This window comes from Pseudomonas sp. yb_2 (genome assembly GCF_043103905.1).
GTDB classification, from domain to species: Bacteria; Pseudomonadota; Gammaproteobacteria; order Pseudomonadales; family Pseudomonadaceae; genus Aquipseudomonas; species Aquipseudomonas alloputida.
In genome coordinates this window covers 70,674-91,752 of record NZ_JBICKH010000068.1, presented here as the reverse complement: position 1 = coordinate 91,752, position 21,079 = coordinate 70,674, and the positions used below count along the sequence as shown (strand labels likewise).

Here is a 21,079-nt window from a genome sequence, read left to right as displayed (position 1 = left end):
CAAGGACAGGCAACGCATTTCGGTTTATCGTGTACCGATCACACACCGACACCCGCACCATGACCGATATCGAGCGCTACCTTCGCGCCGCCACCCGTGACAACACCCGGCGCAGCTACCAGGCCGCCATCGAGCACTTCGAGAGCCATTGGGGCGGCTTTCTCCCGGCCACCGCCGAGAGTATCGCCCGCTACCTGGCCGATCACGCCACCCAGCATGCAGTCAGTACCCTGCGCCAACGCCTGGCCGCGCTCAGCCAATGGCACGTCGCCCAAGGCTTCCCCGATCCGACCAAGGCGCCATTGGTGCGTCAGGTGCTACGCGGCATCCGCACCCTGCACCCGACGCCACCCAAACAGGCCGCCCCGCTGTTGCTGCAACACCTGCAAACCGCTGTGACGTGTTTCGAAGAAGAAGCCCGACAAGCCCGCGAGCACCATGATTTGGCAGCCCTGCGCCGGGCTCGCCGTGACAGCGCCTTGCTGTTGCTGGGTTTCTGGCGTGGTTTTCGCGGCGATGAGTTGGCACGCCTGCGCATCGAACACATCCAGGCACAAGCCGGTGTCGGCATTACGCTTTTCCTGCCACGCAGCAAGGGCGACCGCGAAGCCTTGGGCGTCCAGCACCGCACCCCTGCGCTCAAGGCCTTGTGCCCTGTCACTGCCTACCTGCAATGGCTTGAAGTCGCCGGTATTGCCCATGGGCCGGTGTTCCGCAAACTCGACCGCTGGGGCAACCTTGGCGACAACGCGCTCAACAGCAACAGCCTGGTGGGCCTGCTGCGGCGCATGCTGGAACGCGCCGGGGTGCCGGCGGCGCTGTATACCGGCCACTCGCTACGGCGTGGCTTCGCCACCTGGGCCACGGCCAATGGTTGGGAACTGAAGTCGCTGATGAGCTATGTGGGCTGGAAAGACGCCAAGTCGGCGCTGCGCTACATCGACTCGGCGCAGCGTTTTGGCGATCTGGCCGTGCTACCGGCCAGTCAGGTGCAACCGCTTATTCCTTGAAGCTGTGCCTGGCGACGCCGCCCGTTTCCGGGCGGATGGCATACAGGTCGCCAGCGTCCGGATAATGGTGCAGGTCTTCTGGCGTCATGTCGTAACGCGCGGTGCTGATGTACAAGGTGTTCATCCCGGGCCCGCCAAAGCAGCAGCTGGTGGGGCACGGTACTGGCATCAACACCTGGTCGGTCAGGTACCCGTGGCGGTCGTAGCGCAGCAGGCAGCTGCCATGGTACTGGCACACCCACAGCCCGCCTTCGCGGTCCAGCGCCAGACCATCCGGCCGCCCCAGTTCGGCGGGGGTTTCGGCAAACAGCGTGACAGCGCCCAGCCGGCCTTCGATGAGGTACTCGGCGCGGTAGATCGCACGCGCCGCCGAATCGACGAAGTACACCGTATGGCCGTCCTGCGACCAGGCAAGGCCGGTGGGCAAGCCCATGTCATCGTGAATCACCTGGTCGCTCAACTGCCAGTCAAAGCGAAAAAGCGCCCCGGTATTGTCACTGAGGGCCTCGTCCATCAGGCCGGTGACGAAGCGTCCCTGTGGGTCGCAGGCGCCATCGTTGAAGCGGTAAGTCGAGCGCGGATGGACCGATGCCGAATGCTGGCTCACCTTGCGTGTTGGCACATCGAAGAGGGCTACGCTGGCATCCTCGGTGAAAATCAGGTTGCCCCGGTCGGTCAGCGCCAGGGCGCCAATGCGCGCGGCAGACTCGTAAAGGCACTCGACTTCGCCATCGGGTGTCAGGCCGTTGATGCGCCCGCCAGAGATATCGACAAAGTACAGCACGCCGCTGCGTTCATCCCAGACCAGGCTTTCACCAAGGTCCGCGCGCGTGTTGGCCACTTTGACCGGCACGTAACTGCATTCCTTGATGCGGCTCCAGCGCTCGGCCACCTGCACACGGTCAAGGTCCCGAGTGTGGCTGACACTGCTGTGTTCGTTGAAGCGGGTGGCGATGTGCTGGCTATTGCTGGCGCGCAAGGTGCAATCAGTGGGATGGCACAGCGCACCGGCCAGGTGAGTAACGGGCATTTCTGGCTACCTTCAATTCTCCTTTCTTACGATATCAACAAAAAAATCAATGACTTAATATTAAAAGCATGCAACTTTGATATCCCATGGATATCACCGCCGAGTCGCCACGCTGCAGGAATGCTGGATGATCGAAACACGCTTGCTCAGGCAGTTCATCGCCGTGGCCGAAGAGCTGCACTTTCACAAGGCCGCACAGCGCCTGCACATGGCGCAACCGCCGCTGAGCCAGGCGATCAACCGGCTCGAGGAAAAGCTCGGTTTCGGCCTTCTTCTGCGCAACAAGCGCGGGGTGCGCCTGACCGCAGCGGGTGCAGCGTTTCTCGACACCGCCTACCGCACGCTTGCTGAACTGGAACAAGGGATCGAGTACGCGCGCAACGTGTCTGCGGGGGTCAGCGGCAAACTGACCATCACGGCCATTTCCATCGCTTATTACGATTCGCTGCTCATCCGCTTGCGCCGCTTTCGGGAGACTTATCCAAACGTACAGCTGACCATCCGCGAGATGCCATCTGCCTCTCAGGCCAAGGCCTTGCTGGCCGGCGAGGCGGACATCGGCTTCATGCGCAGGCTACCGCTGCCGGTCGGCACCCTGGAGGCTCGCTTGCTGCTTGACGAGCAGATCGTCATGGCGCTGCCCGCCAGCCATCCCATGGCGCGTTTCGAGGCCGTCGACTTGCGCGAGTTTGCCGATGAGGACTTCGTGTTCACCCCGCAAGCGCTGGGCGGGGGCTACCACGCACAGTTGGTTGCGCTGTGCGAGTCGGCCGGGTTCTACCCCAAGGTCGTGCAGGAGGCGGCGCAGATCCACACCCTGCTGGGTCTGGTGGCTTGCGGCTTTGGCGTGGCCCTGGTGCCGGAGTCGTTCGTCCGCTCGACCCCGCGCGAACGCGTGCGGTTTTGCCCAATACGCCCTATCGATGGCCAGCCCGCCCCAGGGCTTGGGCTGTACATGAAATGGAGCGCCCAGAATGCTTCGCCAGCGCTGGCCAACTTCATTGCCATGTTCGAGACTCAGCAATAAGGCCATTTCTACAGGGTGTTCAGCCTCGCTTCGCGCAGCGCCACAGCCGACCGATATCACAGGCCCTGGCCTGCAACAGCGCGGCAGCATTTGCACACGCCTGCTCCAGGCTCATCGGTCCGCTGGCCAGTGCAAATACAGCGTCGACCCCATGGGCATACAACTGCTGATACCCCTCCCCCAAGGTCCCGGCCAGTACCACCACCGGCACGCCATGGCGTTTGGCAACCCGCGCCACCCCCATCGGCGTCTTGCCGCGCAGTGTCTGGGCATCGAAACGCCCCTCGCCCGTCACCACCAGATCTGCCCCTTGTGCCAGGGCGTCAAGGCCAGCCAGCTCAGCCACGACTTCCACCCCAGGGCGAAACTGCGCGTCCATGAATGCCCGGGCAGCGAAGCCCATGCCACCGGCCGCGCCACAACCAGGGTAATCGCGCACATCCTCGCCCAACAGCAGCGCACAATGGTCGGCAAAATGATTCAGCGCGTGGTCCAGCGCCTCCACTTGCTGCGGGTTGGCACCTTTCTGCGGGCCGAAGATCGCCGATGCGCCGTTGGCGCCACACAAGGGGTTGTCGACATCCGCCGCGACTTCAAACTGCACCCCGGCCAGGCGCGGGTCGAGGCCGCTGGCGTCGATATGGGCCAGCTTGGCCAAGGCCAGGCCGCCCTCTTCCAGCGCTTGCCCGTCAGCATCCAGCAGGCGCAGGCCAAGTGCTCGCAACATGCCACTGCCGGCATCGTTGGTGGCGCTGCCGCCGATGGCCAGCACCACACGCCGGGCGCCGGCGTCGAGAGCTGCGGCAATCAGTTCACCGGTACCCCAGGTGCTGCTGCGGCAAGCATCGCGTTGGCCTGTTGGCACCTGTTGCAGGCCACTGGCCTGGGCCATTTCGATGATTGCGGTGCGACTTTGCGGCAACCAGCCCCAGCCAGCCTCGACGTACTGCCCCAGTGGCCCGCGCACGGTCTGGCGGCGCAATTCACCGCGGCTGGCGGCCAGGATCACCTCCATGGTGCCTTCGCCACCGTCGGCCATTGGGCACTCGACCAGTTCAGCCTCCGGCCACGCTTCGCTCAGGCCCGCAGCGATGGCGCGGGCGACACCGGCAGCGTCGAGGCTGTCCTTGAACGAGTCGGGGGCAATGACGATCTTCATGGGGTTTCTCCTGTCCTGATGAGCGGCATGCTGACAGGTGGCAGCCAAGGTGACCTCGGTCAAATGCACAAAACGCCGGCCGGGTTGTTTGGGCAGATGCCTTTTTGCCTGGTCTGGCCCAATCGTCGGCAAGTGAACACTTCAGTCAGCTGGCAACAGCTGCAACCCCAGATACAAACTGAGCATCCCCTCCAGGCGTAGCGGGTCGACCTCACCCAGCTCGGCTATGCGCTCCAGTCGATAGCGCAGGCTGTTGCGGTGGATGCCCAGGGCATCGGCACAGGACTGGCTCTGGCCGTCATGGGCACACCAGGCGCGCAGGGTGGCGAGTAACTGGCCACTGCTGTCCTTGGCGCGGATGCGCTGCAACGGCTCCAGCAGCTCGTCCAGCGCGTCGTCGTTACGGTGGCGCCACAGCAGCGCCGGCAGCCGGTAGCGCTGCAGGCTGAGCAATCGTTCGCTGGGCAATACCTCACGGCCGTAGGCCAGCAAGTCACGCACCCGGCGGTAACCACGGCGTAACTGCTCCAGGCTCTGCGCTGCACTACCAAGGGCCAGTCGCTCAATGTCCCAGCCGTGGCGTTGCAGGCGTTCCAGCAGGCGCAGTTCATCCAGTGCCACGCCTGCCGGGCGGCACCACAGCAACGACTGGCGAGCCGGGCTGACGCACCAGCTATCCGGATAACGGCTCATCAACCATGCGGCCAGCGCCTCGGCAGGTGGCCCGGAAGTAATCTCGAACAGGCACGGTATCCGCGGTAGCTGAGGTTTCAGGCCCAACTGACGGGCTTCGTCCAGCAAGCGCGGCGAGTTACCGCTGCCGCCGAGCAGTAGCGCCAGCAGGTCGTCACAGCGCTGCCTTCGCCATTGCTGGTCAGCCTGTAAATTGCGTTGGGCCAGCAGCATTTCGGCGGTCATGCGCACCAGCTCGCCATAGGTGCGCACCTGCTGCGGGTCGCCAGTCAGGCCCAACACGCCCATCAGCCGCCCATCGAGCATCAATGGCAGGTTCACGCCGGGCTGCACGCCCTTCAGGCACTTGGCCGCGTCGGTATCCAGCTCGACGATCCGGCCATTGGCCAAGACCAGCTGCGCGCCCTCGTGACGGGTGTTGATGCGCTCAGGCTCACCACTGCCCAGGATCAACCCTTGGCTGTCCATGACATTGACGTTGCAAGGCAAGATGGCCATTGCCCGGTCAACGATATCCTGCGCCAGGTCATGGTCGAGTTCGAACATTGCGGGGTCCTTTAGGTGTTTGGCTTTTGGGCTCGGGCACAGCAGCCTGGGCCAAGCGCTGTGCAAAAGCACAAAGACAGGCTAGCCGCAGTCCCCGAGACTCGTCAGGGCGAGCGCCGGAACAGGCGACGCGGCGAAAACCATAACAACAGAGAACCCGATCATGGCACACAGCCCCGCCCCTGACCAAGGCACGGACACCACCCGCAACGCGCTGTACCGACGCATCACCTTGCGGCTGATTCCGTTCATTTTCATCTGCTACCTGTTCAACTACCTGGACCGCGTCAACGTCGGCTTTGCCAAGCTGCAGATGCTCGACGCCCTTAAATTCAGCGAAACGGTGTACGGCCTTGGCGCCGGCATCTTCTTCATCGGCTATGTACTGTGTGGCCTGCCAAGCAACCTGGCCCTCAATCGCTTCGGCCCACGGCGCTGGATCGCGCTGATGATGATCGCCTGGGGCAGCCTGTCCACCTGCCTGCTGTTCGTCACCACCCCTACCGAGTTCTACACCCTGCGCCTGCTCACCGGCGCTGCCGAAGCCGGCTTCTTCCCGGGTGTGGTGCTGTACCTCTCGCGCTGGTTCCCGGCGGCCCGGCGCGGCCGCATCATGGCCCTTTTCATGTCGGCGATCCCGGTATCGGGCCTGCTTGGCGGGCCGTTCTCCGGCTGGATCCTCGAACATTTCGCCGCCGGCCAGCACGGCCTGGCCGGCTGGCAGTGGATGTTCCTGATCCAGGGCCTGCCGACCGTGGCCTTGGGCGTACTGGCGGTGTTCCTGCTCAGTGACGGCTACCAGAAAGCCGCCTGGCTGAGCCCGGCTGAACGTCAGCTGATCGCTGCCGACCTGCAGGCCGATGCTGCAAGCAAACCGAGCACCACCAGCGACAGCGTGCTGGCGGTGTTGACCAACCCGCTGATCTGGACCTTCGGCTTCGTCTACTTCTGCATCCAGAGCGGCGTGTACGCGATCAACTTCTGGCTACCCTCGATCATCAAGAGCATGGGCTTCGACAACCCGCTGCTGATCGGCTGGCTCAGCGCCATCCCGTACCTGCTGGCGGGTGTATTCATGATCCTTTGCGGGCGCTCGGCCGACCTGCGCAACGAGCGCCGCTGGCACCTGGTGGTGCCAATGCTGATGGGCGCCGTCGGCCTGCTGATTGCGGTGAACTTCGCCGGCAACCCGACCATTGCCATTCTTGGCTTGTCGATCGCCACCATGGGCGCGCTTACCGGTTTGCCGATGTTCTGGCCAATGCCGACTGCGCTGCTCAGTGCCGGAGCCGCCGTGGCAGGTCTGGCGATCATCAACTCGGTAGGCCAGATGGCGGGTTTTCTCAGCCCGTACCTGGTCGGGTTCATCAAGGACCAGACCGGCTCAACCGATGCCGCACTGTATTCGCTCGCGGCGTTGATCGTATTGGGTAGCCTGGTGGCCTTGCGTGTAACACGAGCGGGTTCGCTGAGTACTGCCCGGGCGAGTTGAGGCATTCGCCGGATTGCCCACTCCCACAGGTTTTCAAGCCTATGGGCGCGGGCAAGCCAGCAATGAAGCCCACCCAATCCACACCCTCCACCGATCGTCAGCTCAACGCATCCCCTTCCCGCCCCAGGCGTCAAATGGTTCCAAAGGCCCCTTTGGAGAAGCCCCATGACCCAGTACGCCGTGGCCCGCTTGGCCCAGCTCGACGAACACCGCCCCCTGCGCGTGCAGGCCGGTAGCGAAGAACTCATCCTCGTCCGCCAAGGGGAGCAGGTACACGCTTATCAAGGCAACTGCCCCCATGCCGGGGCCCCACTCGACGAAGGTGTAGTCTGCGGCGGTTTGCTGGTTTGCCCTTGGCACAAAGCTGCGTTCGCCGTTGACGACGGTGTGGTTTGTGAGCCGCCTGCACTCGCCGACCTGCGCCGCTACAAGGCGTGGATCAAGGGCGATGAAGTCTGGGTCGATGACCAGCCCCTGCCGGCAACCGAACCGCCCAGGCACAGCGATGCCCGCTGCTTCGTAGTGGTCGGCGCCGGTGCCGCCGGCAGCGCCGCCGTCGCCACCCTGCTGGCTCATGGCTTCGCTGGGCGGCTGGTATGGATCGATCAGGAGCGCCAGCCGGCCTACGATCGCACAGCTCTGAGCAAATTCGTGATTGCCGGGCAGATGCCGCCCGATGAGGTCCCCGCGCTGCTCGAAGCCGACGCCCTGCGCAAGGGCCAGCTGGAGCGCAAGTACGGCAAGGTACGCACCCTGAACAGCCAGAAGCGCCAGGTCACCCTCGCCGACGGTCAGCAGATCGATTACGACGCCTGCCTGCTGGCAACCGGTGGTAAAGCACTGCGCCCTGACATTCCCGGTGCCGACCTGCCCGGGGTGTTCACCCTCCGCTCACTGGAAGATGCTGCACGGTTGCTCGACGCAGCCGAGCCTGGCCAACCAGTGGTCATCGTCGGCGACGGTTTCATCGGCCTGGAGGCAGCCTCGGCATTGCGCAAGTATGGCGTGCAGGTGCATGTGGTCTCGCGCCATGAAGTCCCTCTGGCCCGACAGTTGGGCGAGCGGATCGGGCGCTGCATTCGCGCGCTGCATGAACGAAAAGGCATCACCTTCCACGGCCCCACCGAGGTCGAGCGGATCGAAGGCCTGGACAAGGTCGAAGCGGTGCAACTGACCAATGGTGAACGGCTGCAGACCCCCTTGGTCCTGCTCGGCACCGGGGTAAGGCCCGCCACCGCGTTCCTTCAAGGCGTGCCGCTTGGCGAAGACAAATCGGTGAGGGTCGACGCAGAAATGCGCGCAGCTGACGGTTTGTGGGCCGCCGGCGATATCGCCACGTTCCCGCTCACGGGGCGCCCGGTGCGCATCGAGCACTGGCGCCTGGCCCAGCAACACGGGGTGATCGCCGCCGCCAACATGCTTGGCGAACAACGCCGTTATGCCGATGTACCGTTTTTCTGGACCTACCAGCATGGCCGTACCTATGAAGTACTAGGCCATGCCAGGGACTGGAACCGCATCGAATTCGTCGGTGAGCCGGAAAAAGGCGATTTCGTTGCCCTGCAGTGTGTGGATGAACGCGTCGAGGCCGTTATCGCCAAGGGTTACTCCGATGCCATGGCGACGCTGTCGCAACGCCTGAAGCGCCCCTTGAGCCTGCAGGAGGCTTTGGCGCTCATTGGCTGAGGGGTGCCTTTCAATGCTTCCCGGTTGTGTGTAAAACAGGTAGGTCAGCCGACTGCATAAGGACCCACGCGCATGATCTACCGCCCCCTCGGCCACAGTGGCCTGCAGGTTTCCGCCCTTACCCTGGGCAGCATGATGTTCGGCGAGCAGACCAGTACCGAGGATGCCCTGCGCATCATCGACAAGGCCTGGGACCAAGGCATCAACTTCATCGACACCGCCGACGTGTACAACGCCGGGCGCTCGGAAGAAATCGTCGGTGAAGCCGTGGCGCGCCATCGCCATGACTGGATCGTCGCCAGCAAGGTCGGCTTCGGCCCGGCCGACGGCCTGCCTAACCGCAGCGGGTTGTCGCGCAAGCACATCTTCAATGCCGTGGATGCCACGCTGACCCGCATGGGCATGGACTACCTGGACATCTACTACCTGCACCGCGAAGACCACAAGGTACCGCTGGAAGAGACCGTGCAGGCCATTGGCGACTTGTTGCGCCAGGGCAAGATCCGCTACTGGGGGGTGTCCAATTTCCGTGGTTGGCGCATTGCCGAGGTCTGCCATGTTGCCGAGCGCCTCGGTGTGCCCAGGCCGATAGTCAGCCAGCCGCTGTACAACATCGTCAACCGCCAGGCCGAGCCCGAACAGCTCACGGCCGCCGCCGCCCATGGTCTGGGCGTCGTACCCTTCAGCCCGCTGGCCCGGGGCGTGCTCAGTGGCAAGTATGCGCCGGGCGCGGTGCCGGAAGCCGGTAGCCGAGCAGGGCGGCAGGACAAACGCATCATGGAAGTGGAGTGGCGCCAGGAGTCGCTGACCATTGCCCGGCAGATTCAGACGTATGCAGAGGCCAAGGGGGTGGGCATTGTCGAATTCGCCATTGCCTGGGTGTTGAATAACCAATGGGTCAGTTCCGCGATTGTCGGGCCGCGGACCGAGGAGCAGTGGGATACCTATGGCGGCGCATTGGCGGTGAAGATTACCGCGGAGGATGAGGCATTCATCGATTCGTTGGTAACGCCAGGGCATGCGTCCACGCCGGGCTTCAATGACGTGGCGCATTATGTGAGTGGGCGGCTGGCACGCAGCTGACGCATTGGGGAGCCCTGAGCCGGGCTCCCGGTCCCCCCTTTCCCCAATCACCCCGGTATCGTGCGCACCATTGGTTTTCCACCTCTGGAGCTGCAATGAAACTCTTGCAACCGCTGCAAATCGGCCCACTCACCCTGCCCAACCGCGTATTCATGGCCCCCCTCACCCGCCTGCGCAGCCTGGAGCCGGGTGATGTACCCACCGCGCTGATGGCCGAGTACTACCGTCAGCGTGCCAGTGCTGGCCTGATCATCACTGAAGCCACACAAATCTCCTTCCAGGCCAAGGGCTATTCGGGCTCGCCCGGCATTCACAGCGCCGAACAGATCGCTGCCTGGAAGCACATCAACGAAGGCATCCATGCCGAGGGCGGCCACAGCGCCGTGCAGGTGTGGCACACCGGGCGTGTGTCGCATACCTCCCTGCAACCTGGCGGCAAGGCACCCGTGGCCCCTTCGGCACTGCCGGCAGATGCACGCACCACCCTGCGTGACGCGCAAGGCAACCTGACACGCGTGGAAACCTCCGCCCCCCGGGCGCTCAGCGAAGCGGAGATCGCTGGCATCGTCGCCGACTTTGGCCAGGCCGCGATCAATGCCTGTGAAGCCGGCTTCGACTTCATCGAGTTGCACGCCGCCCACGGTTACCTGCTGCACCAGTTCCTCACCCCCAGTGCCAACCAGCGCGAAGACCGCTACGGCGGCAGCGTTGAAAACCGTGCGCGCATTGTGCTGGAGGCGGTGGATGCGGCCATTGCCAACTGGAGCGCCGACCGGGTCGGTATTCGCGTGTTCCCGTTGGGTGGTTTCAATGGTGTGGACAATGGCGAAGACCAGGAGGCCGCCGGCCTGTACCTGATCCGCGAACTGGCCAAGCGCAACCTCGCCTACCTGCACCTGTCCGAGCCGGACTGGGCCGGTGGCAAGCCACTGCGTGACGAGTTCCGCCAGGCCATTCGCGCCGCCTACCCCGGGGTGATCATCGCGGCCGGTGCCTATACCGCCGAGAAAGGCGAAGACCTCATCGGGCGGGGTTTGATCGATGCCGTGGCGTTCGGGCGCGCCTACATTGCCAACCCTGACCTGGTGGAGCGTCTGCGGCTGCAAGCGCCGCTGAATGAGCACCGGGCGAAGTTCGATTACGCCAATGGGCCTGAAGGGTATACGGATTATCCGTTCCTGAAGCAGGCTTGATGCAAAAACGGGCGCTCTTGCAGGCGCCCGTTTTTTGTCGTGTCAGCCCAGTTCAGCCAGCGCCTGCGCGGCATAGGCATGTGACCGCTGCCGCGCCAGCGGGTCATGGATGCGGCAGTCGATCATCAGCTCGTCCGCCCCGGTCTGCTTGATCAGCGAGCGCAGCCCTTCCCTCACCCGTTCGGGCCCTCCGGCTACGGTGCAGGCCATCACCTGATCGAGCACGGCGCGCTCGTGGTCCGGCAAGCGTTCGAGGTAACCCTCTTGCGGCTTGGGCAGCAAGCCAAAGCGCCCGACATGCAGGTCCAGCATCCACTTGCGGTGGGAGCTGGCCAGGTAGTCCGCCTCAGCATCGCTGGCAGCGGCGAACAGGTTCATGCCAACCATCACATAGGGTTTGGCCAGTTGCGCGGAAGGCTGGAAGTTGGCGCGGTAATGGGCAATGGCCTGCAGCAGGTAACGCGGGGCAAAGTGCGAGGCGAAGGCATAAGGCAGGCCCAGCTTCGCCGCCAGGTCAGCACCGAACAGGCTGGAACCGAGGATCCACACCGGCACATCGTGCGCACCCGGTACGCCGCGCACCCGGCGTTTGCCGTTGTCGGCCAGGTAATCACGCAGCTCGGCGATGTCCTGGCCGAAATCCCGCTCTGGCGCGGCGCCGCGCAATGCCCGAACGGTCGGCCCGGACGTGCCTGGCGCACGGCCCAGGCCCAGGTCGATACGACCTGGGTGCAATGTATCGAGGGTGCCAAACTGTTCGGCCACCACCAACGGCGCATGGTTGGGCAGCATGATGCCGCCAGCCCCAACACGAATGTGTCGGGTGGCGTTGGCGATTTCGTTGATCACCAGCGAAGTGGCAGCCGAGCCAATGCCCGGCATGTCATGGTGCTCGGCGATCCAGTAGCGGCCGTAGTGCTGTTGCTCGACATGCCGCGCCAGCTGGCGGGATTCTTCGATCGCGTCGGCGAAGGTCTTGCCTTCGCCGATCATGACCAGATCCAGTACGGACAGTGCAGTCATGGGGTCTCCAGAGGGATTATCAGTGGCTGCCAGTTTCCATGCTGCGCCGCCAGCGATAAACCCAATTTCAGGCCCGGCATAGGGGCCTGGCATTCCCCAATCAGTATTCCCAAGGCACGCCTGGCTCCCAGGTGGCCACCAACAAGTCGATGAAGCCGCGTACCCGAGGGGACAGGTGGCGCTTGCTTGGGTAGACGATGCGAATGGGGTCTGCCGGGGGGCGGTAGGCGTGCAGTACTTCCACCAGATTGCCAGCGCGCAGGTCGTCACCGGTGATATAGGTAGGCAGGTGAATCAGGCCGAAACCGGCCCGGGCGCCGTCAAGCATGGCCTCGGAACTGTCGATGTTCAGCCGCCCGGGATCTTCGCACAGGTGCAGCCCCGCTTCTGTGTGAAAGCGCCAGGGCATGGCCTTCTCGCCCGCCAGGAAGGTGATCTTGTCGTGGCCATAGAGGTCGCCGGGAATCTGCGGTACACCACGCTTTTCCAGGTACGCAGGCGATGCACAGGTCACGAACTGCTGCCAGGCGACGGTGCGCGTCAGCAATTGCGAATCTTCCTTGGGGGCACCGATGCGCACGGCGACGTCCACGCCCTCTTCGACCAGATCAACGAAACGGTCGGTGAAGCGGATATCCGCCCGCAGTTCGGGCCATTGCTTGAGGTACTGGTCGAGGACCGGCAGGACATGGCGCTGCCCGAGCGACAACGGCGCGGTCAGGCGCAGGGTGCCAGTGGGCTTGCCCCGGCGCAGGGCCATGGTGCTTTCGACCTCGTCCAGGTCATCCAGAATCTGCCGCCAGCGCTCGAACGCCACCAGGCCTTCATCCGTCAGGCTCAGCTTGCGCGTAGTGCGGTTGAGCAGACGCACCGCCATGCGGGCTTCCAGGCGGGCGATGCTCTTGCCCACCGCCGAACGCGTCAGGCCCAGGCTGGCAGCAGCAGCGGTGAAGCTGCCGGCCTTCGCGGCGCTGACGAAGGCGGCGATGTCGCCGAAGCGGTTGGGTTCCATGGTGTTTTCCTGACGCTGATCGAACCGCCATAGATGGGTGCAATTTCAGGCAATGCAAGGTTCCTGATCTATTGGGGCTGCCTTGCAGCTTCCGTTTGCCCAAGGTAGCGATCTGTCCAGTTCGCCAGCGGCAATGGCGGCTGCTGGTCGACAATGCGTCGCCAGATAAGCATCAGCTCTTGAGCGTTGAACAGCGAGCCAGGCCCGCTGCCTCGCCACGCCGAAGGCACACCGACCATCCACTGCCCTTGATGATCGCGCTGAGCCATGTTGAAGCGAAAGGTGTAATTCCCCGGGATCCCCATGCGCAGGTCGGTGACCACCAGTGCGTCGCCAATCTGGTCATAACGCAGCCAGTCATCGGTGAACCAGCGCAAGCGCTGGTGCAACGGGTCATCGTTCAGTGCTTGCGCCAGTTCCAGGTTGCGCGACAAGCGTTGCATTTCGGGTGGTTGCTGGTCGAGCACGCTGCTGATGCCTTCGTAGTAATCGCCATCCGGGGTCTTGGCCAGCACCCGCCAGACCAGGCTGTTGAATGCCATCGGCACGGCACGTACCTCGCTCACGACGACACCTTGCTGGTCCAGTGCCGACTGGAAGCGCTGTTCGGCAGCCATGCGCCCCGCCAGGCCGAAACCCAGGTAGCAGGTACTGAACACCAGGGCCATGGTCAGCAGGCGGGTAGCCCTGCGGGTCACGCCCTTCATGAGGGTGAAGACCACCGCAGCCAGCAGCGGCACGGTGTAGACCGGGTCGATAATGAACACCGCCGCCCAGCTTTCCGGGGTGGTGTGCAAAGGCCAGAACAACTGCGTGCCGTAAACCGTGAAGGCGTCGAGCACCGGATGGGTTACCAATACCAGCCAGAACGCCAAAAAAAGCCTGGGCAAGGTATACCCCTTGCCGGGCCAGCGCCTGTTGACCAGCCAGGCCAACAGCAAGGCCAGGCCGGTGAGCACGAACAACGAGTGGGAGAAGCCGCGATGATAAGTCATCTGCGACACCGGGTCGGCATAGCGAATGATCACATCCAGGTCCGGCAGCGTGCCCAGTGCTGCACCATACAGCAGCGAGCGTCGGCCCTGGATGCGCCCGAGCACGGTCCCTTGCAGCGCCGCGCCAAGTACGGCTTGGGTGATGGAGTCCAAGGTGGGGATTCCTGAAAGAGTCGTTTCCGCACGCTACCCCCATACACCCCCGATGCGCAATTCTCCTGGATGGCTCAGAACAGCTGCCAGGTGTACACCAGCGTCAGGCGGTTCTCGTCGATATCACTGCGGTAGTTGGAGCGCGCCATGGCGTTCCTCACCCGTATCCCCAACCCTTTCAGTGCCCCGCTCTGCACCGCATAGCCGATATCCAGATCACGCTCTCGATCACGCCCCTCGTAACCCAGCCCGGTATCGACATTGTTACCGGTTATGTAGCGCACGGTCGCTGTCAGGCCCGGCACGCCCATGGCGGCGAAGTTGTAGTCGTAACGTACCTGGTACGAGCGTTCGTCGGTGTAGGCAAACTCATAGGTCGGCACCTCGTTGCCCAACGGCGAGATGTTGGCAAATACCCGTGGGAACGGGCTATCGCCATAAATGCCCTGGTAGCCGGCATGGAAGCTGTGCCCGCCATGCCGGGCAGTGAACAGCGAGAAGAACGCCTGGTTGTCGATGTTGCCCAGCAGCGCATCGCCTTGCTCACGCGCGGTGAAATAACCCAGGTTGGCACTGAATACCCAGTCGCCGACGGGTTTGCTGTGCTTCAGGCCAACAAAGCCTTGTTGGTAGATGTCCTCCAGCTGACCGTACCAAAGGCTGACGCTGCTCTGGTTGGCGTTGAACGCATAATCCCCACCCACGTAGTTGAACGCGTCGCTTTCGGCCTGTCGCATCGGCACATGGCCGAGCATCGCGTTCAACTTGCCGTCGCCACCTTCGTTGCGCAGGTGGGTGCTTTTCAAATGCCCGGCCTGCATAGTCAGCCCGTCGATTTCCGAGGAACTCAAACTCACGCCCTGATAGGTGGGTGGCAACAGGCGAATATCACTGAAGGTCAGCACCGGCAGGTTCGGTTGCAGTTCACCTGCACGCAGTTCGGTTTTTGATAACCGCGCCTTGAAGGTCGGCGCCAGGCGGCTGTACTCGTCGGCAGCGCGGCCGTCGCCATGCACCGGCAACAGGCCGGTGTTGGTGCGGTCTGGACTGCTGTCCAGCTTGATGCCCAGCAAGCCCAGAGCGTCCACGCCAAAACCGACCGGGCCCGGGGTGTAGCCACTTTTGAAGTCGAGGATGAAACCCTGGGCCCACTCCTCGGCCTTGGACTGTTTGTTGGCCCCGACAATGTCGGAAAAATCGCGGCTGAAGTAGTAGTTACGGGCACTCAGGGTGGCCTTCGAGTCCTCGAAGAAGCCGCCTTCGGCAGCCAGCAGTGGCTGGCTGAGCAGTGTCAGGCCCAGGGCAACGCAAGGGGTGTGGTTCATTCCGAAGCTCTCTTGATCTTGTTTTTATGGGTAAAGCGTTGGGAACACGGCAGTTCATGGGGTACGGCGCAGCACCTCCCGGGCACGTGGCTGGCGCAGCCTCAGAAGCGCGTGCGCCAGCAGGCCGAACAGCAACCCCCAGAACGCTGCCGACAGGCCCAGGAAAGCCACCCCCGAAGCGGTGACCAGGAAGGTGAACAGCCCGGCGTCGCGCTCGGCCGGTTCTGCCAGGCTGCGGACCAGGGCTTCGCTGATGGCGCCATACAGGGCCAAGCCGGCCAGGGCAGCGATCAGTACGGCGGGAAAGGCGGCGAACAGCGACATCAAGGTGGCCCCGGCAATGCCCAGTAGCAGGTACAACACACTGCCAGCCACCGCCGCTACATAGCGCCGTTGCGGGTTTTCATGGGCTTCATGGCCGGTGCACAGGCTGGCGGTAACCGCCGCCAGGTTCAGCCCGTGGCAACCGAACGGCGCCAGTAGCGCTCCGATCAGGGCACTGGCGCTGATCAGCGGGCTGGCCGGCGTGGGGTAGCCAGCGTTGCGCAGTACCGCCATACCCGGCATGAATTGCCCGGTCAGCGCCACCAGCACCATCGGCAGCGCCAGGCTGAATACCGCCGACAGGCTGAACTGGGGGGTGATCCACTGGGGTGAGGCCAGTTCCAGCACCAGTGCCTCGCTGCGCAACGTACCGCTGGCCACGGTCACCAGCATGCCCACGCCCAGTACCGCAGCCACTGCATAGCGCGGCTGCACCCGACGCATCAGCACGTAGGTGACGAACATCGCCAGTACCAGCAGCGGTTGCACCGGCAAGGCGCGGAACACCTCGATGCCAAAGCTGAACAGGATCCCGGCCTGCATACCGGCAGCGATAGACCCCGGCAGTCGCGCGATGATGCGGTCGAAGGCCCCGCTGATGCCGATCAGCAGCAGGACCAGGTTGGCCACCAGGTAGGCGCCCACGGCCTGCTCCAGGCCCAGTTGCGGCAAGGCGGTGACCAACAGGGCCGACCCTGGGATGGACCAGGCGATTACTACCGGCACGCGGTAGCGCAGGCTGAGCAGCGCACCGAGCAACGCACTGCCCATGGACACGGCCCAGACCCAGGATGACAACTGCTGGTGCGACAGGCCGGCCGCTTCGGCGGCGTGGAAAATGATCACCAACGGGCCGGCGTAGGAGATCGTCGTGGCAATGCTGCCGGCGACGATGGCCGACACAGAGCAGTCCTTGATCAGCGTTTTCATGAAGCTTCTCGCAAGGCAGCGGCCGGCCTTTGTGGCGGGCTCTTGTTTGGGTGTTGGCTGCTTCGCGGGCATGCCCGCTCCAACAACGACTGCACAGGCTTCACCTGTGGGAGCGGGCATGCCCGCGAAACAGCCCACTCGGTGGATCAGGCCTCCTGCAAAGCTCGCGGCCGCCCGCTGCGCTGCTCATCGGCACCGCCCTGGGCCTGCTGCAACTGGAAGTCGAACTTCAGCTCGGCATGCCGACCATCCGGCCCTTCGACGAACACCACCTCCCCGACCAGCCCATCCCGTGTGGCATAGGCAAAGTCATCCCACAGGTACTTGTCCCCCGACAGGTTTATCTGCGTGGTCAGGTGCCGGTACCCTGGGGCCGAGATAAAGAAGTGCACGTGCGCCGGGCGCTGGCCATGACGGCCCAGCAGGTCCAGGCATTCCTGGGTTGGCCCCTGCGGGTCGCAGCCATAGCCCGATGGCACGATGGAGCGCGCGCGGTAGCGCCCCTGGGCATCGGTAACGATGCGCCGACGCAGGTTGTACGCCGACTGGCTTTGGTCGAAGAACGAGTAGGTACCACGGGTATTGGCATGCCACAGGTCGACCGTGGCACCCGGCAGCGGGCGTCCGTGCGGGTCCAGCACCTGGCCTTCCAGGAACATCACCGTGGCCACGCCCTCCTCGCTGCCGTCGTCCATGCGCACTTCACCTTGGGCAATCGGTGCGCCAGCCACGTACAACGGGCCTTCGATGGTGCGTGGGGTGCCGCCAACGCGCCCTGCCTCCTGGTCCTTGGCATCCTGCAGCAGGTCGAGGAAGTGTTCGATGCCCAGCCCCGCCACCAGCAACCCGGCTTCGCCGCGACCGCCCAGGCGGTTGAGGTAATCGACGGCGTGCCAGAACTCGTCTTCGCTGATGTCCAGGTCTTCGATCAGCCGCGCGGTATCCTGCAGCAGGCGCTGCACGATGCGTTTGAGGCGTGGGTTGCCGGCCGCATTACAAAAGCCTGCGGCCTGCTCGAAGAACTGCTGTACCTCGGCAGTATGGGAAATGTTCACGGTCATGGGGGTTACCTCGTCTTGTTCTGTTCTGTTCGGTTCAGGCCTGCGCCGCCAGGGTCTGGGCGTGGCGCCGACCACTGGCCAGGTGCACGGCCATGGCCAGCGCAGCGATGGCGCCAGGGATGGCAAAGGCGATGAAATTGAGTTGCAGTGGCAGGTTGATGCCCATCAGCGCACCGCCCAGCAGCGGGCCGACGATGGCGCCATTACGGCCGATGCCCGAGGCCCAGCCCAGGCCGGTAGAGCGCACCGACAGGCCGTACATCTGTGCAGCGCCGGCGTACAGCAGAATCTGTGTACCAATGGTGGTGGCGCCGGCAATGAAGATCAGCAGGTACAGCACCGGCATCGGGCTGTTTACCCCCAGCAGGCTGATCGACAGTGCGGCGGCAATGAAGAACGCCACCTTCACCTTGACCAGGTTGTAGCGGTCACCCAGCCAGCCGCCGAGGATCGCCCCGGCCATGCCGCCAAAGTTCAGTGCCAGCAGGAATGACAGGCTTGAGCCCAGGCTGTAGCCGGCGTTGGCCATCAGCTTTGGCAGCCAGGAGCTCAGGGCGTAGACCATCAGCAGGCAGCAGAAGAACGCAACCCACAGCGCCAGGGTGCGAATCGCCAGGCCATTGCGGAACAGTTCCAGCACCGAAGCGCCGCTGCCTTTGCGGTCGGCCGCCTGAAGCACATCATCGGCCTGGACATCGCAGTCCGGGTCCAGCCGTTTGAGCAATGTGCGTGCTTCCTCGATACGGCCTTGGCGTACCAGGAAGCCGATGGATTCAGGCAGGTAGTAGAGAATCACCGGTAACAGCAGCAGTGGCACCGCTGCGGCGAAGAACATCGACTCCCAGCCAAAACGCGGCAGCATGAAGATGCCGACACCTGCCGACAGCATGCCGCCCAGCGAATAGCCACTGAACATGATCGCCACCAGCGTGCTGCGCAGGCGCTTGGGCGCGTATTCGTTCATCAGTGCCACGGCGTTGGGCATCAGGCCGCCACAGCCCAGGCCGGCGATGAAGCGGTAGATGCCAAACTCGCTCGGGCTGCTGGCAAAGCCATTGAGGATGGTCGCCCCAGAGAACAAGGCGAAACAGATGGCAATGCCCTTCTTGCGCCCGATGCGGTCGGCCAGGCTGCCGAAGGCCAGGGCGCCGAACATCATGCCGAACAGCGCATAGCTGCCCAGTGCACCAGCCTGCAACGGGGTCAGGCCCCACTCTTTCATGATGACCGGCAGTACCACACCGTAGATGAACAGGTCATAGCCGTCGAAAATCAGCAGCAGGCCGCACCAGGCCATGACCATCCAGTGAAACGGGGTAAAGCGCGCATTGTCGATGATCGGGTGTACATCAAGGGTTCGCATGGCATCTGTCGCTCTTGTTTTTGTTGTGGAAGAAAACTTTTGCCTTGAGGTTGCGGTTCAGCCCAGGTCGCCGCCCCCTACCGGCAGGGTCACGCCGGTGATGTACGAGGCTTCGTCGGACGCGAGGAACAGAATGGCCCCCACCTGCTCGTCGATGCTGCCGTAGCGGTGCATCAGGCTGCTGTCGAGGGTCTGGTCGACGATCTGCTGGTACCAGCGCTTTTCCTGCTCGGTTTGCTCTGCACTGTTGCGCGGTACGCGCCGGGGCGGTGCTTCGGTGCCGCCGGGCGCAGTGGCGTTGACGCGGATGCCCCGGCCGGCGGTTTCGAAGGCCAGGCAGGCAGTGAGCGCGTTGACGCCACCCTTGGCTGCGCCGTAAGGCACACGGTTGACGCCGCGGGTAGCGATGGACGAGACATTGACGATGGCGCCACTGCCACGTTCGAGCATGTACGGCAGCGCGGCGTGGCAGCACCACAGGGTGGGGAACAGCGAGCGGCGCACCTCGGCCTCGATCTGCTCGACTTCGTAGTGCTCGAAGGGCTTGGCCCAGATGGTGCCGCCCACGTTGTTGACCAGGATGTCCAGGCGGCCATGGGTTTCCACCGCGCTGGCCATGACCCGGGCGCAATCGGCGTGTTGTTCCAGGTCGGCGGTGAGGGTGAGCATGCCCTCGCCAGCCAGTTCGTGGACCAGCTCGGAACGGTCTACCGCCACCACTTGCGCGCCTTCAGCCTTCAGCCGCCAGCACACGCCCCGGCCGATGCCTTGGGCGGCACCGGTGACCAGGGCAACCTTGCCTTGGAATCTGTTGTTCATATGTAAATCTCCAGTTCGCGAGAGACCCTGTGGCAGCAACTCTCTTGCTCAAAGCCTGAAAGGCTGCGCGATCACTGTGGGAGCGGGCTCGCCCGCTCCCACAGGGTCGGCGTATTGCTTTGAATCAGGGAGCGTCAGGCCGCAGCCGCAAACTTCTCGTAGTAGAAGTTGGCCGGGGTAATGCCCTGCTCACGCACGTACTGGCTGACCGCTTCCACCATGGGTGGCGGGCCGCACAGGTACACATCCACATCGCCGTCATTGAGGTGGCGTGGCTCGATGTGCTGGGTGACATAGCCCTTCTGCGGGTACTGGCTGTCCGGGTTGGCGACGCAGGCGCTGTAGGTGAAGTTGGGGATGCGTGCCGCCAGCGCTTGCAGGCGGTCGAGTTCGACCAGGTCAAAGTCGTTGGTCACGCCGTAGATCAGGTGCAGCGGGTGCTCGCTGCCCTGCTCGGCGATCTTCTCCAGCATCGCGGTGAACGGTGCCAGCCCGGTACCACCGGCCAGCAGCAACAGCGGGCGCTGGATCGGCCGCAGGTAGAAGCTGCCCAACGGCCCGGCCAGGCTCAGGCTGTCGCCAGCTTTGGCAAGGTTGGTCAGGAAGCTGCTCATCAGCCCACCCGGTACGTTGCGGATCAGGAAGCTGACTTCGCCGTCCTTCTGCAGCGAGCTGAACGAGTAGGCCCGGCTCTGCTCGCTACCCGGAACCTTCAGGTTGACGTACTGCCCCGGGAGGAAGGCCAGACGGCTCAGGGCCTCACCCTTGATCGACAGGGCAATGGTGCTGACCGACAGTTGGCGCACATCGCTGATGACGGCCTCGAAAGTGGCCTGCTCGGTCTTGCACAGCTGCGACGAAGCCGGGATGCGGATGACGCAGTCGCTTTCGGCGCGCATCTGGCACGTCAGCACGTAACCTTCGGCGATTTCGTCTTCGCTCAAGGCGTCTTCGATGAAGTTGTCGCCAAGGTCATAACGACCGGACTCAGCCTTGCACTTGCAGGTCCCGCAAGCGCCGTCGCGGCAGTCCAGCGGAATGTTCATGCCTTGGCGGTAAGCGGCGTCGGCCACGGTTTCCTGACCGGTGGCCTCAATGAAACGGGTAACCCCGTCTTCGAAATTCAGTGCGATCTGGTAGCTCATGTTGCACCTC

18 protein-coding genes are annotated in these 21,079 nt (G+C 63.8%); 6 read left to right on the top strand and 12 right to left on the bottom strand.

The window, feature by feature from the left end; all coding sequences use genetic code 11:
- The first annotated feature begins 29 nt into the window (after window positions 1-29).
- Window positions 30-1,010 (top strand): site-specific integrase, encoded by a 981-nt coding sequence (locus ACF8FB_RS17225; protein WP_392511595.1) that lies wholly within the window; start codon window positions 30-32, stop codon window positions 1,008-1,010.
- Here the strand turns inward: ACF8FB_RS17225 and ACF8FB_RS17220 are convergent.
- A complete protein-coding gene (locus ACF8FB_RS17220) occupies window positions 1,000-2,040 on the bottom strand; it encodes an SMP-30/gluconolactonase/LRE family protein (protein WP_392511594.1) in 1,041 nt (346 codons plus the stop codon). The two genes, ACF8FB_RS17225 and ACF8FB_RS17220, sit on opposite strands and share 11 nt — an antisense overlap.
- A 127-nt stretch (window positions 2,041-2,167) precedes the next feature.
- Between ACF8FB_RS17220 and ACF8FB_RS17215 the strand changes: the two genes are divergently transcribed.
- Window positions 2,168-3,067 carry a LysR substrate-binding domain-containing protein gene (locus ACF8FB_RS17215; protein ID WP_392510009.1) on the top strand — a complete coding sequence of 300 codons (900 nt, stop codon included), beginning with the start codon at window positions 2,168-2,170 and terminating at the stop codon, window positions 3,065-3,067.
- Between the two features lie 19 nt (window positions 3,068-3,086).
- On the opposite strand, the gene ACF8FB_RS17210 is transcribed toward ACF8FB_RS17215, so the two are convergent.
- A complete protein-coding gene (locus ACF8FB_RS17210; protein WP_392510008.1) occupies window positions 3,087-4,226 on the bottom strand; it encodes a glycerate kinase in 1,140 nt (379 codons plus the stop codon).
- Window positions 4,227-4,367: 141 nt separating this feature from the next.
- Window positions 4,368-5,465: a sugar diacid recognition domain-containing protein gene (locus ACF8FB_RS17205; RefSeq protein ID WP_019438637.1), complete on the bottom strand. Its 1,098-nt coding sequence runs from the start codon at window positions 5,463-5,465 to the stop codon at window positions 4,368-4,370.
- A 163-nt stretch (window positions 5,466-5,628) separates the two neighbouring features.
- On the opposite strand from ACF8FB_RS17205, the gene ACF8FB_RS17200 reads away from it, so the two are divergent.
- From ACF8FB_RS17200 to ACF8FB_RS17185, 4 genes are all read left to right on the top strand, one after another.
- Window positions 5,629-6,957 (top strand): MFS transporter, encoded by a 1,329-nt coding sequence (locus ACF8FB_RS17200; protein ID WP_350297853.1) that lies wholly within the window; start codon window positions 5,629-5,631, stop codon window positions 6,955-6,957.
- A 165-nt stretch (window positions 6,958-7,122) separates the two neighbouring features.
- Window positions 7,123-8,643 (top strand): FAD-dependent oxidoreductase, encoded by a 1,521-nt coding sequence (locus tag ACF8FB_RS17195; protein WP_392510007.1) that lies wholly within the window; start codon window positions 7,123-7,125, stop codon window positions 8,641-8,643.
- A gap of 72 nt (window positions 8,644-8,715) precedes the next feature.
- The gene (locus ACF8FB_RS17190) at window positions 8,716-9,726 is read left to right on the top strand and encodes an aldo/keto reductase (protein ID WP_350297851.1); all 1,011 of its coding nucleotides are present in this window, start codon (window positions 8,716-8,718) and stop codon (window positions 9,724-9,726) included.
- Window positions 9,727-9,821: 95 nt separating this feature from the next.
- The gene (locus ACF8FB_RS17185; RefSeq protein WP_010954059.1) at window positions 9,822-10,919 is read left to right on the top strand and encodes an alkene reductase; all 1,098 of its coding nucleotides are present in this window, start codon (window positions 9,822-9,824) and stop codon (window positions 10,917-10,919) included.
- A gap of 42 nt (window positions 10,920-10,961) precedes the next feature.
- Here the strand turns inward: ACF8FB_RS17185 and ACF8FB_RS17180 are convergent, their stop codons facing one another.
- The 9 genes from ACF8FB_RS17180 to benC form a co-directional block, all read right to left on the bottom strand.
- Window positions 10,962-11,942 (bottom strand): LLM class flavin-dependent oxidoreductase, encoded by a 981-nt coding sequence (locus ACF8FB_RS17180; RefSeq protein WP_392510005.1) that lies wholly within the window; start codon window positions 11,940-11,942, stop codon window positions 10,962-10,964.
- A 100-nt stretch (window positions 11,943-12,042) separates the two neighbouring features.
- Window positions 12,043-12,954, bottom strand: coding sequence for a LysR family transcriptional regulator (locus ACF8FB_RS17175; RefSeq protein ID WP_010954057.1), 912 nt, complete (start codon window positions 12,952-12,954; stop codon window positions 12,043-12,045).
- Between the two features lie 68 nt (window positions 12,955-13,022).
- Window positions 13,023-14,102, bottom strand: coding sequence for a metal-dependent hydrolase (locus ACF8FB_RS17170; RefSeq protein ID WP_392511593.1), 1,080 nt, complete (start codon window positions 14,100-14,102; stop codon window positions 13,023-13,025).
- Between the two features lie 74 nt (window positions 14,103-14,176).
- A complete protein-coding gene (locus tag ACF8FB_RS17165) occupies window positions 14,177-15,427 on the bottom strand; it encodes an OprD family porin (protein ID WP_392511592.1) in 1,251 nt (416 codons plus the stop codon).
- 54 nt (window positions 15,428-15,481) lie between these two features.
- Entirely contained in the window at window positions 15,482-16,681 is a 1,200-nt protein-coding gene (locus ACF8FB_RS17160; protein WP_392511591.1) for a benzoate/H(+) symporter BenE family transporter, read from the bottom strand.
- Window positions 16,682-16,827: 146 nt separating this feature from the next.
- Entirely contained in the window at window positions 16,828-17,742 is a 915-nt protein-coding gene (catA, locus tag ACF8FB_RS17155) for a catechol 1,2-dioxygenase (protein ID WP_010954053.1), read from the bottom strand.
- A 34-nt stretch (window positions 17,743-17,776) separates the two neighbouring features.
- Window positions 17,777-19,105 carry an aromatic acid/H+ symport family MFS transporter gene (locus ACF8FB_RS17150; RefSeq protein ID WP_064491966.1) on the bottom strand — a complete coding sequence of 443 codons (1,329 nt, stop codon included), beginning with the start codon at window positions 19,103-19,105 and terminating at the stop codon, window positions 17,777-17,779.
- A gap of 57 nt (window positions 19,106-19,162) precedes the next feature.
- Window positions 19,163-19,924 (bottom strand): 1,6-dihydroxycyclohexa-2,4-diene-1-carboxylate dehydrogenase, encoded by a 762-nt coding sequence (locus ACF8FB_RS17145; RefSeq protein WP_010954051.1) that lies wholly within the window; start codon window positions 19,922-19,924, stop codon window positions 19,163-19,165.
- 134 nt (window positions 19,925-20,058) lie between these two features.
- The gene (gene benC / locus ACF8FB_RS17140) at window positions 20,059-21,069 is read right to left on the bottom strand and encodes a benzoate 1,2-dioxygenase electron transfer component BenC (protein ID WP_392511590.1); all 1,011 of its coding nucleotides are present in this window, start codon (window positions 21,067-21,069) and stop codon (window positions 20,059-20,061) included.
- Window positions 21,070-21,079: the final 10 nt, after the last annotated feature.

Bases quoted from the DNA above. Each gene is read 5' to 3' on its own strand.
- ACF8FB_RS17220 (WP_392511594.1), bottom strand. From the start codon at position 2,040: ATGCCCGTTACTCACCTGGCCGGTGCGCTGTGCCATCCCACTGATTGC.
- ACF8FB_RS17200 (WP_350297853.1), top strand. From the start codon at position 5,629: ATGGCACACAGCCCCGCCCCTGACCAAGGCACGGACACCACCCGCAAC.
- ACF8FB_RS17215 (WP_392510009.1), top strand. From the start codon at position 2,168: ATGATCGAAACACGCTTGCTCAGGCAGTTCATCGCCGTGGCCGAAGAG.
- ACF8FB_RS17190 (WP_350297851.1), top strand. From the start codon at position 8,716: ATGATCTACCGCCCCCTCGGCCACAGTGGCCTGCAGGTTTCCGCCCTT.
- catA (WP_010954053.1), bottom strand. From the start codon at position 17,742: ATGACCGTGAACATTTCCCATACTGCCGAGGTACAGCAGTTCTTCGAG.
- ACF8FB_RS17175 (WP_010954057.1), bottom strand. From the start codon at position 12,954: ATGGAACCCAACCGCTTCGGCGACATCGCCGCCTTCGTCAGCGCCGCG.
- ACF8FB_RS17160 (WP_392511591.1), bottom strand. From the start codon at position 16,681: ATGAAAACGCTGATCAAGGACTGCTCTGTGTCGGCCATCGTCGCCGGC.
- ACF8FB_RS17165 (WP_392511592.1), bottom strand. From the start codon at position 15,427: ATGAACCACACCCCTTGCGTTGCCCTGGGCCTGACACTGCTCAGCCAG.
- ACF8FB_RS17205 (WP_019438637.1), bottom strand. From the start codon at position 5,465: ATGTTCGAACTCGACCATGACCTGGCGCAGGATATCGTTGACCGGGCA.
- ACF8FB_RS17210 (WP_392510008.1), bottom strand. From the start codon at position 4,226: ATGAAGATCGTCATTGCCCCCGACTCGTTCAAGGACAGCCTCGACGCT.
- ACF8FB_RS17195 (WP_392510007.1), top strand. From the start codon at position 7,123: ATGACCCAGTACGCCGTGGCCCGCTTGGCCCAGCTCGACGAACACCGC.
- ACF8FB_RS17180 (WP_392510005.1), bottom strand. From the start codon at position 11,942: ATGACTGCACTGTCCGTACTGGATCTGGTCATGATCGGCGAAGGCAAG.
- ACF8FB_RS17150 (WP_064491966.1), bottom strand. From the start codon at position 19,105: ATGCGAACCCTTGATGTACACCCGATCATCGACAATGCGCGCTTTACC.
- ACF8FB_RS17145 (WP_010954051.1), bottom strand. From the start codon at position 19,924: ATGAACAACAGATTCCAAGGCAAGGTTGCCCTGGTCACCGGTGCCGCC.
- ACF8FB_RS17185 (WP_010954059.1), top strand. From the start codon at position 9,822: ATGAAACTCTTGCAACCGCTGCAAATCGGCCCACTCACCCTGCCCAAC.
- benC (WP_392511590.1), bottom strand. From the start codon at position 21,069: ATGAGCTACCAGATCGCACTGAATTTCGAAGACGGGGTTACCCGTTTC.